This is a genomic window from Variovorax endophyticus (assembly GCF_025376855.1).
GTDB lineage: Bacteria > Pseudomonadota > Gammaproteobacteria > Burkholderiales > Burkholderiaceae_C > Variovorax.
In genome coordinates this window covers 59,885-73,879 of the sequence record NZ_JAHUTH010000002.1, presented here as the reverse complement: position 1 = coordinate 73,879, position 13,995 = coordinate 59,885, and the positions used below count along the sequence as shown (strand labels likewise).

The 13,995-nt window shown below is 71.7% G+C and carries 11 protein-coding genes; 6 read left to right on the top strand and 5 right to left on the bottom strand.

What is annotated here, in order from left to right; genetic code table 11:
- Positions 1 to 66: 66 nt before the first annotated feature.
- The 4 genes from KV106_RS03075 to KV106_RS03060 all read left to right on the top strand — a co-directional run bounded on the left by KV106_RS03075 (position 67) and on the right by KV106_RS03060 (position 7,217).
- Complete coding sequence (locus tag KV106_RS03075; protein ID WP_057593510.1) at positions 67 to 1,275, top strand: ABC transporter substrate-binding protein; 1,209 nt, start codon at positions 67 to 69, stop codon at positions 1,273 to 1,275.
- Between the two features lie 119 nt (positions 1,276 to 1,394).
- Positions 1,395 to 2,033 (top strand): response regulator transcription factor, encoded by a 639-nt coding sequence (locus tag KV106_RS03070; RefSeq protein ID WP_057593511.1) that lies wholly within the window; start codon positions 1,395 to 1,397, stop codon positions 2,031 to 2,033.
- Positions 2,034 to 2,036: 3 nt separating this feature from the next.
- Positions 2,037 to 3,875: an ATP-binding protein gene (locus KV106_RS03065; RefSeq protein WP_057593512.1), complete on the top strand. Its 1,839-nt coding sequence runs from the start codon at positions 2,037 to 2,039 to the stop codon at positions 3,873 to 3,875.
- Positions 3,876 to 3,989: 114 nt separating this feature from the next.
- Positions 3,990 to 7,217: a hypothetical protein gene (locus KV106_RS03060; RefSeq protein ID WP_261206033.1), complete on the top strand. Its 3,228-nt coding sequence runs from the start codon at positions 3,990 to 3,992 to the stop codon at positions 7,215 to 7,217.
- Between the two features lie 20 nt (positions 7,218 to 7,237).
- Here KV106_RS03060 and KV106_RS03055 read toward each other — a convergent pair whose 3' ends face one another.
- On the bottom strand, positions 7,238 to 7,477 hold the full coding sequence (locus tag KV106_RS03055; protein ID WP_216087275.1) for a hypothetical protein: 240 nt from the start codon (positions 7,475 to 7,477) through the stop codon (positions 7,238 to 7,240).
- A 157-nt stretch (positions 7,478 to 7,634) separates the two neighbouring features.
- Positions 7,635 to 8,051 (bottom strand): MarR family winged helix-turn-helix transcriptional regulator, encoded by a 417-nt coding sequence (locus KV106_RS03050; protein ID WP_057593515.1) that lies wholly within the window; start codon positions 8,049 to 8,051, stop codon positions 7,635 to 7,637.
- A 238-nt stretch (positions 8,052 to 8,289) separates the two neighbouring features.
- Between KV106_RS03050 and KV106_RS03045 the strand changes: the two genes are divergently transcribed.
- Positions 8,290 to 8,778 carry a tripartite tricarboxylate transporter TctB family protein gene (locus KV106_RS03045; RefSeq protein WP_057593516.1) on the top strand — a complete coding sequence of 163 codons (489 nt, stop codon included), beginning with the start codon at positions 8,290 to 8,292 and terminating at the stop codon, positions 8,776 to 8,778.
- An 11-nt stretch (positions 8,779 to 8,789) separates the two neighbouring features.
- Positions 8,790 to 10,304, top strand: a complete 1,515-nt coding sequence (locus KV106_RS03040) for a tripartite tricarboxylate transporter permease (RefSeq protein WP_261206032.1) — start codon at positions 8,790 to 8,792, stop codon at positions 10,302 to 10,304.
- 20 nt (positions 10,305 to 10,324) lie between these two features.
- Here the strand turns inward: KV106_RS03040 and KV106_RS03035 are convergent, their stop codons facing one another.
- Genes KV106_RS03035 through KV106_RS03025 form a run of 3 tightly spaced genes read right to left on the bottom strand, consistent with a single transcriptional unit; the run spans position 10,325 to position 13,922 of the window.
- Positions 10,325 to 12,313 (bottom strand): oxidoreductase, encoded by a 1,989-nt coding sequence (locus KV106_RS03035; protein ID WP_261206031.1) that lies wholly within the window; start codon positions 12,311 to 12,313, stop codon positions 10,325 to 10,327.
- Positions 12,314 to 12,320: 7 nt separating this feature from the next.
- Positions 12,321 to 13,052 carry an SDR family NAD(P)-dependent oxidoreductase gene (locus KV106_RS03030; RefSeq protein ID WP_208510672.1) on the bottom strand — a complete coding sequence of 244 codons (732 nt, stop codon included), beginning with the start codon at positions 13,050 to 13,052 and terminating at the stop codon, positions 12,321 to 12,323.
- 39 nt (positions 13,053 to 13,091) lie between these two features.
- Positions 13,092 to 13,922: an SDR family NAD(P)-dependent oxidoreductase gene (locus tag KV106_RS03025; protein ID WP_261206029.1), complete on the bottom strand. Its 831-nt coding sequence runs from the start codon at positions 13,920 to 13,922 to the stop codon at positions 13,092 to 13,094.
- Positions 13,923 to 13,995: the final 73 nt, after the last annotated feature.

Sequence of the window (13,995 nt, the reverse complement as noted above, 5' to 3'; positions counted from 1 at the left end):
CGCTCCGCTTGATGTACTCGCGCCGGCTCGAAGAACGACCATCCCCCGGAACCAGGAGACACACACATGCGCGCTTCCCTGCTAGCCCTCGTGGCCTGCACCGCCTTCGCGACCGCGGCGACGGCACAGGCCCAGAAGACCTATGGCCCCGGTGCCAGCGACACCGAGATCAAGCTCGGCCAGACCGTGGCCTACAGCGGCCCCGGCTCGGCCTATTCGATGGTGGGCCGCATGTCGGTGGCCTACTTCAAGATGCTCAACGAGACCAGGGGCGGGGTCAACGGGCGCAAGATCAACCTGCTGTCGGTCGACGATGCCTACAGCCCGCCCAAGACCGTGGAGGGCACGCGCAAGCTGGTCGAGTCCGACCAGGTGCTGGCGCTGGTCAACTCCATGGGCACGGCCTCGCAGACCTCGGTGCAGAAGTACCTCAACGGCAAGAAGGTGCCGCAGGTGTTCTTCTATGCCTCGAGCCCGAACCTGCATGACTCCGCCACCACGCCGTGGACCGTGCCCTTCTCCTTCGCCTACGACATCGAGGGCTCGATCTACGGCAAGTACCTCGCCGAGTCCAAGCCCAACGCGAAGATCGGCGTGCTCTACCAGAACGACGACGTGGGCAAGTCCTACATGCGCGGTTTCCGCAAGGCGCTCGGCGCGAAGCAGTCGAACATCGTGAAGGAGGTGAGCCAGGAGATGAGCGACCCGACCGTCGACTCGCAGATCCTGCAGCTGCAGGCCTCGGGCGCCGAGGTGCTGGTGGCCTTCACCTCGAACAAGGCGCAGGCGCAGGCGATCCGCAAGACGGCGGCGATCGGCTGGAAGCCGTTCTACATCGTGCCCTACGTGTCGAGCTCGATCAGCGGCGTGCTGACCCCGGCCGGCCTCGACAACTCGGTGGGGCTGGTGTCGAGCTACTGGTTCAAGACGCCGTCGGACCCGACCTGGAACAACGACAAGGCGATGCAGGAGTACCTGGCCTTCTTCAAGAAGTACCTGCCCAACGACGATCCGGGCGACACCACCTCGGTCTACACCTACATGGGTGCGCAGCTCACGGCGCTGGTGCTCGAGCGCTGCGGCGACAACCTCACGCGCGAGAACTTCCTCAAGCAGGTGCAGGGGCTCAAGGACATCGAACTGGGCATGCTGCTGCCCGGCATGAAGATCAACTTCCGCGCCGACGACTACTACCCGATCCGGCAGGCGCGGCTGGCGCAGTTCGATGGCAAGTCGTGGAAGCCGATGACGGAGCTCATCACGATCGAGCGCTGAACGCGCGCGGCTCGCGCGGCCCGCGACCTCGGGCATGACGAAGGTCATGCCGGGGCTTGCTTGGCGAAGGGCACGCCAGCCTCTACGATGAGGCCCCCTTTTCCCGCGGGCCCGCCGCCATGTCCACCTCCGCCCGAGCCGCCGTCCTGCTGGTCGACGACCACGCGCTGGTGCGCCTGGGCTTTCGCGCGCTGACGCAGGCGCACGGCGCCTACACCGGCGAGGGCATGGAGGCGCTGGAAGCCAACACGCTGGCAGAGGCGATGGCGCTCTACGAGCGGCACCGCGGCGCCATCGGCCTGGTGCTGCTCGACCTCGCGCTGCCCGACACGCAGGGCCTGTCGGGCCTGGCCGAGTTTCAGGCCCGTTTCCCGGACGCCACCATCGCCATGCTCTCGGGCAGCCGGCAACCGGCGCAAGTGCAGGCGGCGCTCGCGATGGGCGCGGTGGCGTGGCTGCAGAAGGGCGGCGACCTGCAGGAGCTCGCGCACTTCCTGCGCCGCTGGCGCGAGGACGGCGTGCCGCCGCTGGCCGACGCGGCCGATGCAGCCGATCCCGCCACGGCGCGGGGGCAGGCCCTCGGGCTGCGCCAGCAGCAGGTGCTGAGGCACGTGCTCGAGGGCATGTCGAACCGCGAGATCGCCGAAGCGATGTCGCTCGGCGAGGGCACGGTGAAGAACCACGTCACCAGCCTGCTGCTGCGCTTCGGCATGCGCTCGCGCTCGCAGCTCATCAGCCGTCTCGGCGCGCAGGGCTGAGCGGTGGGCGGCGACGGACTGGACACGCTCGGGCTGCCCGCCGCCGATCCGGCGCGGCAGGCCCGCGTCGAGGCGCGCGTGCGCGAGCGGCAGGCCGACCAGGTGTTGGCCTACCTGCGGCGCCTGCCCTATTCCTATGCGGGCTTCGTGCTGGTGGCGGTGATCGGCTACCGCCACGGGCTGCGGCTGTCGCTGCCATGCTGGCTCGCTGCGCTGGCTGTCGTCACCTTCCTGCGCTGCCGCCAGGGGCGCCGGATCGAGCGCCTGGGCCCTTCCGCGCGCGCCGCGGCGCTGCCGGTGCTGCTGCGCGGCTTCCTCGCGGGCGGGCTGCTCAATGGCGCGATCCTGCCCTTCGTGTTCATGGCGCCGGGCGACGACTTCGCGCCGCTGGCGGTCTCGGCGATCCTGATCCTGGTGCTCTCGGTGGGCGCCGACGGGGTGGCCGGTTCCACGCGTGCCTTCGCGAGCCTCTCGCTGCCGCCCACGCTGCTGATGTCGCTGGGCTGGTTCCTGCGCGGCACGCCGATCGACGTGCTGATCGGCTTCGGTCCCTGGCTTGCCTACTTCCTGCTGCTGGCCGGCGTGCGCGACCGCGCGCGCACCCTGCATGCGCTGATGGAGATGGTCGACGCCAACCTGCACCTGTCGAACGTGGCGCGCGAGGAGCGCGACCGCGCGCGCGAACTGAGCGCCGCCAAGACGCGCTTCCTCGCGGCCGCCAGCCACGACCTGCGCCAGCCGCTGCATGCCATCAGCCTGTTCGGCGCCGCGCTCGAGCACGAACTGGGCGGCCATCCCGCGCAGGCCAATGCGCGCCGGCTGATGGGCGCGGTGCGCACGCTCGACAGCTCGCTCGACGCGATGCTCGACATCTCGCAGCTCGACGCGGGCGTGGTCCGCACCGAGCTGCGGCCCTTGCCGCTGCAGGGCCTGCTCGAGCGCGTGTTCGACCTGTTCGAGCCGCGCGCCAACCAGCGCGAGCTGGAGCTGCGCGTGCGCTCCAGCCCGCTGTGGGTGCGCAGCGATGCGCAGCTGCTGCAGCGCCTGCTGGGCAACCTGGTGGACAACGCGCTCAAGTACACCGAGCGCGGCGGCGTGGTGGTGCGCGCCCGGCCGCGCGGCGACGCGGTATGGCTCGAGGTGCGCGACACCGGCATCGGCATCGCCGAGCAGCATCGCGCGCGCGTGTTCGACGAGTTCTACCAGGCCGGCAATGTCGGGCGCGACCGCTCGCGCGGCCTCGGCGTCGGGCTGTCGATCGTTCAGCGCATCGCGGCGCTGCTCGCGCATCCGCTGGTGCTGCGCACGCGCGAGGGGCGTGGCACCTGCTTCCGGCTGGTGCTGCCCGCGGCCGAGGCGCCGCCGATGAAGGCGAGCGCCGCGGCGGCCGCGCAGTCCTGGCAGACCGTGTTGCCGCCGCTGGGCCAGGGCGAACTCGCGCGGCGCGTGCTGGTGCTCGACGACGATGCCGACGCGCGCGCGGCGATGGTCGAGGTGCTGCGCGCGTTCGGCGTGCAGGCCGCGAGCGTGGACACCGAGGCGGCCGCCCTGGCGGCGCTGCGCGAGGCGCGGGGGGAGGGCGGCGCGCCGTTCGAGGCCGCGCTGTGCGACTGGCGGCTGCGCGACGGCGAGGATGGCCTCGCGGCCGCGCAGCGCTTGCGCGCGGCCGGCGGCGGCCTGCACGTGCTGATGGTCACGGGCGAAACCGACCCGCTGCGGCTGCAGGCGCTGCAGGCCAGCGGGCTGCCGGTGCTGTTCAAGCCGGTGGAGGCCCGGCATCTGGTGTCGGCGCTGGTGATCGATCGCGCCAGCGGTCGGGCCGCGGCGGTGGCCTCTGCCTGAAGGCATAGGCCGCCGCCACATGACCTTCTTCACTCACTGCCTGGCGCGGCTTGCTTCTAACTTCTGCGGGTGGCGCCTTCGGGCGCGGTCCACCCATTGCACGAGGAGAAGCCCATGCATCCCATCCTGCCGGCACGCCGATCGCGGCGCGGCGTCGCCCGTTTCGCCACCGCGCTCGGCCTCGCCTTGCTGCTCGCGGCCTGCGGTGGGGGCGGCGGTGGTGGTGGTGGCGTCGGCCTGCCGGTGGTCCCGCCGGCGCCGGCCCCGGCCGAAGGTAGCGCCACGCTCGGCGCCGAGGGCGGCGTGGTCGAAGGCCCCGACGGCGTGCGCGTCACCGTGCCGCCCGGCGCCTTGCGCGAGCGCGTCACCTTGCGCATTGCGCGCGACGGCAGCGGCGCGCCCGGCGTACCGGCCGAGGCGCAGCGGCTGTCGGCCGTTTATGCCTTCACGCCGCACGGGCAGCAGTTCGACCTGCCGGTGGAGATCCGGCTGCCGATCGATGCATCGGGCCTGCCCGCGGACCGCAGCCCGCCCGTGCTGCTGAGCCAGCCCGGCGAGCCGTGGATCGGCCTGCCGGTCGACGAGGTGAAGCGGGACGGCAACGCGGTGCGCTTCCTCAGCACGCATTTCTCGTGGGGCCTGGCGGCCTGCGAATACAAGTGCACCGACGGCCAGCCGTGGTTCGGCGGCGCGCTGCTCGGCAGCTACACGCTGCTGCCCGCGCAGGCCGTGCCGGGCCAGCCGCAGTACAAGCTGATCGACCAGGCGGGCACGCGCATCGCGCGCCTGCAGGTGAACGCCATCGCCTACCAGCCCGGCACCAACCGCATCTGGTGCGAAGGCCCGATCACGCTGCGGCTGATGCGCCACGATGGCCGCGGCACGCGCAGCTTCATCGCCAGCCGCGTGTTGGCCGGTCCGGGCAGCGTCGACGTGCCGGTGGCCTTCGACCACGGCTTCAACGGCACCGGCGGCCTGTACGTGGACTGGAGCTGCACGCACCGCAGCGGCTATCCGCCCAACGTGGCCTTCGTCTACGACGGCTGGCCCCATCCCTTCGGCGTGGCCGCCGTGACGGTGGCGATTCCGGTGCCGGTGGCGGCACCGGTCATCACGCGCCAGCCCGCGGATGCAACGGCGGGCGCCGGCCAGGCGGCGAGCTTCAGCGTGGCGGCGACGGCGCCCGACAGCCTGTTCGTGCAGTGGCAGCGCAGCGACGACGCGGGCGCGAGCTGGCGCAACGTCGGCACCGGCACCAGCTTCTCGGTGGCGAATGTGCAGGCGGCCGACCATGGCGCGCTGATCAGGGCCCGGGTCTGCAACGCGCGCGGCCTCACGCTGAACTGCATCGATTCGGACGTGGTGCGGCTCGACTACACCGGGCCGATCGCGCCGGCCATCGTGCAGGCGCCGCATGACCTGTCGGTGGTCGCGGGGCAGACGGCCTCGTTCACCGTCACCGCCAGCGGCCGGCCCGCGCCGACCCTCGCGTGGTTCCGCGTGGAGGCGAGCGGCGACCAACAGGTGGGCACCGGCGCGACCTACACCACGCCGGCCACGCAGCTGTCCGACGATGGCGCGCGCTTCTACGCGGTGGCGACCAACAGCGGCGGGCGCGCGGTGTCGAGCGAGGCCGTGCTGCGCGTGGCCTCGGCCGCGCAGGCACCCACGGTGGGTGCGATCTCGGCAACGCCGGGGCTGTCGATCGTCGCCTGCGCCAGCGTGACCCTGAGCGCTACCGCGAGCGGCACCGCGCCGCTCCAGCACCGGTGGCGCCGCAACGGCACGCCGCTGGCCGACGGCGCGCAGGCCGCCAGCTGCAACGGCACCCCGGCCACCGTGAGCGGCGCGGGCAGCGCAACGCTGGTGCTCGGCAACGTGCCGGCGGCCTGGAGCGGCAGCAGCCTCGACCTCGCTGTGAGCAACAGCGCGGGCAATGCCAACGCCGCGGCCGTCACGCTCACCGTGATCGCGCCGCCGAGCGGCCAGGGCTGGAGCCCGGGCGCGACGATTCGCGCGCCCTTCGATGCCGCGCCGTGGAACTACGGCGATGCCGCCCTGCAGGGCTACGGCAACGGCGATGCCTGGGCCCTGCTGAGCGACGGCGGCCGCAACGTCTGGGCCACGCGCTACCGCGCGGCGTCCGGCGCCTGGGATCCGGCCGAGCCGATCGCGGCGGTCGCCGAGGCCGCGCAGGCGGCGCCCGTGGGCATCGCCACCGACGACCAGGGCCGTGCCGTGGCCGTCTGGGTCGAGATCATCAACGGCATGCCGCGCCTGTGGATGCGCCATCACGGCGGCACGGCCTGGAGCGCCGCGCGGCGGCTCGACGACGGCGCCGATCTCGGCGAGAGCGTACGCATGGGCCTGTTCCCCTGGCAGCAGGCGCGCGTGCAGCGCTCGGGCGGCCAGGCGCTGATCGCATGGTCCAGCACGCACGACAGCCTGGGCAGCACGGTGCGGGTGCGCCGGCTGCGGCTGTCCGATGGTTTGCTCGAAGCGGCGAGCACGCTCGGCAGCTCGATCGCGTCGCTCGAGCGCGATACCTATCGCATGCCGCTGCAGCTCGCGGTGAACTCGCGCGGCGACGCGATGGCCTTCTGGCATCACCTCGACGGCACGGTGCGCGCCGCGCGCTATGCGTTGTCCACCGAGCAATGGACGCTCTGGTCCGGTCCCGGGCCCAATGCAGCCGACTACCCCGCGTTCGCGCTCGACGGCACGGGCCGCGCCTGGCAGGCCGTGCCCGTGGACAGCAACAGCCAGGGACAGGAGATCGACGTCTACAGCCTCGGCCCGGCCGATACGCGCTGGACGCCGCACGGTTTCGTCACGGCCGGCCGCCTCGGGGCCTACGTCGCGCCGAAGCTGGTGGCCGACGATGCCGGCAACGCGATCCTCGCGTGGCCCTGCGGCACCTGCGTGGGCGCCAACCTGCCGATGAACAACGCGCCGATCCACGGCAGCCGCTTCTCGGCAGCGACCCAGGCCTGGAGCGCGCCGCAGCAGCTGGACCCGCGCGCCGCGGGCAGCAACGGCTTCGTCGACATGAGCAGCTTCGACCTGCGCATGAACGCGCGCGGCGATGCGCTGCTGACCTGGGCCTATACCGAGAACGTGCTGGGCAACGGCACGGGCGTGGGCCTCAGGATCCATGCGCGGCAGTTCCGGCACGACACGCTCGCGTGGGGCGCGGTCACGCAGATCGCTGCCTCGAACGTCGGCGAGCACTTCGCGCCGATCGCCTGGCTGGCGCCCGATTCACCGCGTGCCATGCTGCTGTGGTCGCATGCGCCGGGGGCGCAGGGCACGCAGGCCGGCTGGTCCGTCTACCTGCCTTGATTGAACGCGGGGCGCGCGGCTCAGGGCCGCGGCTGGCGCTCGATGCTGAGTTCGCGCCGGCAGCTCATGTCGGCCATGCGGATCGCCTGCGGCGCGCTGTCCATCGAGCGGCCCGTGGGCTCGAGCGCGCCCCACTGGTTGCGCGCGAGCTCCACGCCATAGCGCATCTCCCAGCGCTTGCCGATGATCCGCTCCATGCAGTGCTCCGCATCCGCATAGCGTTCGGCCATCTCCATCGCGTCGGCGGGTTCGGCCCGCACGGCGGCGGTGGCAAGCAGCGAACACAGGAGGAGGGCGGAGCGTGCGGGGAAGCGAAGGAGCATGGTGGATGCGAAAGAGGGGATTGAAGGAAAGTCGCGGATTTTAACGACCGGCCCGCGCACGATGCCGGCTGTTACAAGACGGCGGCCCGCGGCCTCAGTCGCGCAGGCTGCTCGCCAGCCGCACCACCTCGGCCAGGGTCGCGAGCTGCCCGGCGTGTTCGGTCGCGAGCCGCGCGAGCTTCTTGCGGCCCGCGGGCAGCAGGTGCACCTCCACCTGGCGCCGGTCGACGGCGCTGGGCTTGCGCACGACCAGGCCCGCTTCCTCGCAGCGCGACACCAGCGCCACCACGCCGTGCGGCTGCGCCTGCAGGCGTTCCGCCAGCTCGCCGATCGAGGCCCAGTCGCGGCCCGGAAAGCCTTGCGTGTGCAGCAGCAGCTGGTATTGCAGCGCGGTGATGCCTTCCTCGCGCGCGGCGTCCTCGCTGAAGCGCAGGAAGCTGCGCAGCGTGTAGCGGAAATCGGAGAGGGCTTCGAAGCGCTGCTTCTGGAGCGGGCTGGAGGAAGTCGGCATGGGCGGGATCGGCGAAAGAGACCGCAATGTATCAGCCGTTGCATGGGCCCAGAGGGTAATCACTCATGCTGTGACATAAAACATGTCATAGCATGATGCAACTGATCGGAAGCTGACCACGAGCCGGCGACCGGTTCTTCCGCGCGAACGCCCCGGCGTCCGTTGTCGACAACACCCCCGCTTCGCCCCACCCGCGTCCTTCGGCGCGGAAGGTCGCGGCGTTCCCTCCTCCTCATCCATGAAGATCAAGAGCCAGAAGGACTTTCTGTCTGGAATCATGTTCATCTGCGTCGGCGCGGCCTTCGCGATCGGTGCCACCAACTACACCATCGGCAGCGGGGCGCGCATGGGCCCGGGTTATTTCCCGCTCGTGCTGGGGATCCTGCTGGCGATCGGCGGTGCCGTCGTGCTGGCGGGCTCGCTGCGTTTCGGCGCGGCCGGCGGCGAGCCGGTCGGGCGCATCGCCTGGAAGCCGCTGCTGCTGATCATCGGCGCCAACCTGGTGTTCGGCGTGCTGCTCGGCGGCCTGCCGACCTGGGGTGTTCCCGCGATGGGCCTGATCGCGGCGATCTACGCGCTGGTCGCCGTCGCGAGCGTCGCGGGGCCGCGCTTCTCGATGCGCACCGCGCTGATCCTCGGCACCATCCTCGCGATCGGCAGCTACCTCACCTTCATCGTCGGCCTGAGCCTGCAGTTCCAGGTCTGGCCCACCTTCATCAGCGGCTGAGGGCAAACGCCATGGACCTGATCAACAACCTCTCCATCGGCTTCGCGGCGGCCTTCACGCTGCAGAACCTGGTCTACGCCTTCATCGGCTGCCTGCTCGGCACGCTGATCGGCGTGCTGCCCGGCATCGGCCCCGTCGCGACCATCGCGATGCTGCTGCCCGCGACCTACGCGCTGCCGCCCGTGGCCGCGCTCATCATGCTGGCGGGCATCTACTACGGGTCGCAGTACGGCGGCTCGACCACCGCGATCCTCGTGAACCTGCCAGGGGAGTCCTCCTCGGTCGTGACCGTGATCGACGGTCACCAGATGGCCAGGCAGGGCCGGGGAGGGCCCGCGCTCGCCGCGGCCGGCCTGGGCTCGTTCTTCGCGGGCTGCGTGGGCACGCTGATCCTCGCCGCCTTCGCGCCGCCGCTGACCGAGCTGGCCTTCAAGTTCGGCCCGGCCGAGTACTTCTCGCTGATGGTGCTGGGCCTGATCGGCGCGGTGGTGCTGGCCTCGGGCTCGCTGATCAAGGCCATCTGCATGATCATGCTGGGTTTGCTGCTGGGCCTGGTGGGCACCGACGTGAACTCGGGCGTGGCGCGCTTCAGCTTCGACATTCCCGAGCTCACCGACGGCATCAGCTTCATCGCCATCGCGATGGGCATCTTCGGCTACGGCGAGATCATCGCGAACCTCTCGCAACCCGAGGAGGAGCGCGAGGTCTTCACGGCGAAGCTGCACGGCCTCATGCCAACCAAGGAGGACTTCCGCAACATGATCCCGGCCGTGCTGCGCGGCACGGCGCTCGGCTGCTCGCTGGGCATCCTGCCCGGCGGCGGCTCGCTGCTGTCGGCCTTCGCTTCCTACACGCTCGAGAAGAAGCTCAGCCTCAAGCCAGGCGAGATTCCCTTCGGCAAGGGCAATATCCGCGGCGTGGCCGGCCCCGAGTCGGCCAACAATGCCGGTGCCCAGACCTCGTTCATTCCGCTCCTGACGCTCGGCATTCCGGGCAACCCGGTGATGGCGCTGATGGTGGGCGCGATGACGATCCACAACATCCAGCCGGGCCCACAGGTCATGACCAGCAACCCCGAACTGTTCTGGGGGCTGATCGCCTCGATGTGGATCGGCAACCTGATGCTGATCGTGTTGAACCTGCCGATGATCGGCATCTGGATCAAGCTGCTGTCGATCCCCTACCGCTGGCTGTTCCCGGCCATCGTGCTGTTCTGCGCGATCGGCGTGTACTCGACCAACAACAACACCTTCGACGTCTGGATGGTGGGCTTCTTCGGCATCGTCGGCTACGCCTTCCTGAAGCTGGGCTGTGAGCCCGCGCCGCTGCTGCTGGGCCTGATCCTCGGGCCGATGATGGAAGAGAACCTGCGGCGCGCGCTGCTGCTGTCGCGTGGCGACTGGAGCGTGTTCGCGACGCGGCCGATCTCGGCCGGGCTGCTGATCGGCGCGGCGCTGCTGCTGGTGATCGTGCTGTCGCCGGCGGTGCGCTCGAAGCGGGAGGAGGCGTTCGTCGAGGAGGGGTGAGCCGGCGTGATGGCGGGGACTCAACCGATCGCCTGCGCCTCCCTGAATCCCTCGAGCACCGCATCGTCCACCTCCCGCGGCGCCACGCAGTCGCCGATGCGGCGCACCGCCAGGCCGCGTGCCTTCAGCTGCTGGTACAGCCCATCGTCGCTCTCGCGCAGCATCGACAGCACGACCGTGTCGGCCGCCAGCGTCTCGCTCGCGCCGCCCAGCGTGCTGCGCAGCACGACGCGGCCCGGCTCGATGCGCTCGACGGTGGTCGAGGCACGCAGCGCCACGCCGGCCGCGGCCACGCGCGGCATCAGCCAGGGCCAGTCGAGCGTGGGCTCGAGCTTGCGGCCGAGCATCGCGTCGGCGCCGACAACCGTGACCTCTCGGCCGGCGGCGCTCAGCAGCCGGGCCAGGCCCAGCGGCAGGTAGTCGCCGTTGTCGTCGACGATCAGCACGCGGCGCCCGCAGGCGGGCAGGTCGTCGAGCGCGGAGAGCGCGTCCGTCACATGCGGCAGGTCCGCGCCCGGGATCGCGTCGCGGTCGGTGCGGAACATCGAGCGGCCGCCGCGCTGCCAGCGCGCGCCGGTGGCCGCGACGACCTCGTCGGCGCCGAAGGCGGCCACCGCGTCGGCCGTGGCCTCGCGGCGCAGCACGATCTCCACGCCGCGCCGGCGCAGCGAGGCTTCGAGGTCGTCGACCAGGAAGTTCCATGAGCCGTAGTCGGGCAGCAGGCCGGCGCGCCGGATCTGGCCGCCGAGCCGGTCCGTGCGTTCCCACAGGGTGACGCGGTGGCCGCGCGTGGCCGCGCTGTCGGCGAACTTGAGGCCGCCCGGACCGCCACCGATCACGAGCAGCGTGCGCGGCGTGGCGGCGGGACGCGGCAGCGCCGCGCCGAACTGCAGCTCGCGGCCCGCCTCGGGGTTCACGGTGCAACTGACGTTCTGTCCGAGCCGTCGCCAGCAGCCCTGGTTGGCGCCCACGCAGCGCCGGGTCTGGTCGGCGCGGCCTTCTTTCGCCTTGCGTACGATCTCGGGGTCGGCGATCTGGGCGCGCACCAGGCCGACCATGTCGGACTGTCCGTGCTCGACGATCCGTGCGGCGGTCGCGATGTCGCGCACCGAACCCTGGATCAGCAGCGGGATGCGCCCGCGCAGCGCCTCGCGCACGCGCGCGGCGTTGGCGGCCAGCGGCGCGGTCTCGCCGCTCGACTGCGGCGGCACCAGCCGGTGGTTCTGGTGGTAGTCGGTGTGCGAGAGGCACACGTAGTCGAACAGGCGCTCGGCCTCGAGCAGCGCGACCACGCGCAGCGTTTCCTCGGGCGTGGTGCCGGCCTCGCCGAGGTACTCGTCGAGGCTCAGCTTGATGCCGATCGCGAAATCGCTGCCGCAGCGCGCGCGCACCGCGCGGCCGATCTCGAGCGCGAGCCGCGCGCGGCGCTCGGTGTCGCCGCCCCAGCGGTCGTGGCGCCGGTTCCAGTACGGCGAGAGGAAGTTGCTCAGCAGGTAGCCGTGCGAGCCATGGATCTCCACGCCGTCGCCGCCACCGGCCTGCACGTTGGCGCAGGTCGCGGCGAAGCCTTCGATCACCGCGCGGATGTCGTCCTCCTCCATCGGCTGCGGCATGGCACGGTGCACCGGCGAGGCCAGCTGCGACGGCGCGAGCACGGCGCCCCAGTGCGCGATGTCGTCGGTGCGGCGCGTGCCGCTGGCGCCCATGTGCGTGACCTGCACGATCACCGGCACGCCGAGCCGCTTGCTCGGCGTGACGAAGGCCCGCACCGCATCGGCCCAGCCGGGCTCCCACGGCGACACGCCGGCGCGCGCGCTGGCCGGATGCACATGGAAGCCGTGCGTGACGATCAGGCCGACGCCGCCGCGCGCGCGTTCGGCCAGGTAGGCGCCATAGGCCGGCGGCGGCAGGCTGACCTGGTGCGCGGGCAGGTAGATGCGGTTGAGCGCCTGCACGGGGCCGATGCGCACCGGCTCCCACAGGACGTCGAGCGCGGTCGGCGTCGTCATGCGCGGCTCAGGAGAAGCACATGCCGCCGTTGACGTCGAGCACCGCGCCGGTGGTGAAGCTGGCGCCGCGCGAGGCCAGGAAGGCGGCGGGCCAGCCGATCTCCTCGGGCTGGCCCAGGCGCTTCATCGGGTACTGGTCGACGGTGAAGGGCTGGTTCGCCGACACCAGCAGCGGCGTGAAGATCGGCCCCGGCGCCACGCCGTTGACCACCACGCCCGAGGCCGCGGCCTGGCGCGCGAAGTAGCGCACCAGCGCCGACAGCCCGCCCTTCGAGGCCGCGTAGGCCGGCTCCACCGCCAGCGTCGAGCCCGCGTTGCGCGCGGCCATCGAGCTGGTCAGCACGATGCGGCCGCTGCCGCGCTTCATCATCGCGGGCAGCGCGGCGCGCAGCAGGTTGACCGGGCCCTTGACGTTCACGGCCATGGTGCGCTCGAACAGCTGTTCCCATTCGTCGCCGCCATCGAGCCAGTCGCCCTTGACGTAGTAGCCGCTGGTGTCGATCAGCGCGTCGATCTCGCCGATGTCCTGCAGCAGTGCGTTGACGTCGTCGCGCTTCGTGTTGTCGAGCGCGGCGGCGCGCGCCTTCAGCTCGTCGGCCAGCTCGGTCGGCGCCTTCAGGTCGGCGATGAACAGCTCGGCACCGAGCGCGGCGCACACGCGCGCGGTCGCGCCGCCGATGGCGCCGCCGGCGCCGGTGATCAGGATGCGCTCGCCGCGCAGGTCGAAGAGGTTCTTCATGGGTTGTCGTCCTTCAGGGAGTGGTGCAAAGAGTTCGTTTCATTCGGGCGCGCCGTAGGCGCCCGCCTCGAGCAGCGCGCGCGAGCCGAGGTCGGCGCCGTTCCAGCGCGTGAAGAAGCCCGCGGCACTGCCGCCGTCGACGGTCATCACCGAGCCGGTGACGTAGCTCGCGGCATCCGACAGCAGAAAGAGGGCGGGGCCGGCCTGCTCCTCGGCCCGGCACAGGCGGCCCAGCGGGTTGCGGTCGACCATCGCGTACTGCAGGTGATCGGGCGGGATGTTGGCCTGCACGAGCGGCGTGTCGACCACGCCCGGCGCGAGCGCATTGACGCGCACGCCGAAGCGGCCCCACTCGATCGCGAGCGCGCGCGTGAGGCCGATCACGCCGTGCTTCGAGGCGCTGTAGTGCGCGCGGCCCGCATGGCCGCCGAGGCCGTCGATCGAGGCCACGGTGACGATCGCGCCGCGCCGGCGCTCGAGCATGCGCCGGCCCACGGGCTGCAGCGAGCGGAACATGCCCGTGAGGTTGACGTCGAGGCAGCGGGTCCAGAGTTCGTCGGGCATCGCGTGGGCGGGCGCGGGCGGCGAGATGCCCGCGCAGGCGACCATGCCGTCGATGGCGCCGAGCTGTTCCTCGATGCGTGCCACCGCGGCTTCGCAGGCGGCGGCATCGCGCACGTCGAGCGTCTGCGCGACGGCCTGCGCGCCGAGTTCGCGCAGCTCGGCGGCCACGCTCGTCGCGCGCTCTGCCACCGCGTCGACGACGGCGATGCGCGCGCCGCCGCGCGCGGCCTCGATGCCGATCGCGCGGCCGATGCCGCTGCCGCCGCCGGTGACGAGGATCACGCGGTCCTGCAGTCCGTAGTCCATGGCTGTGCCTCCACGAGGGAATGAATGAGTGAATGAGGAGTGGGAAGAGGGGAGTGCGGCGAATGTGGCAGCC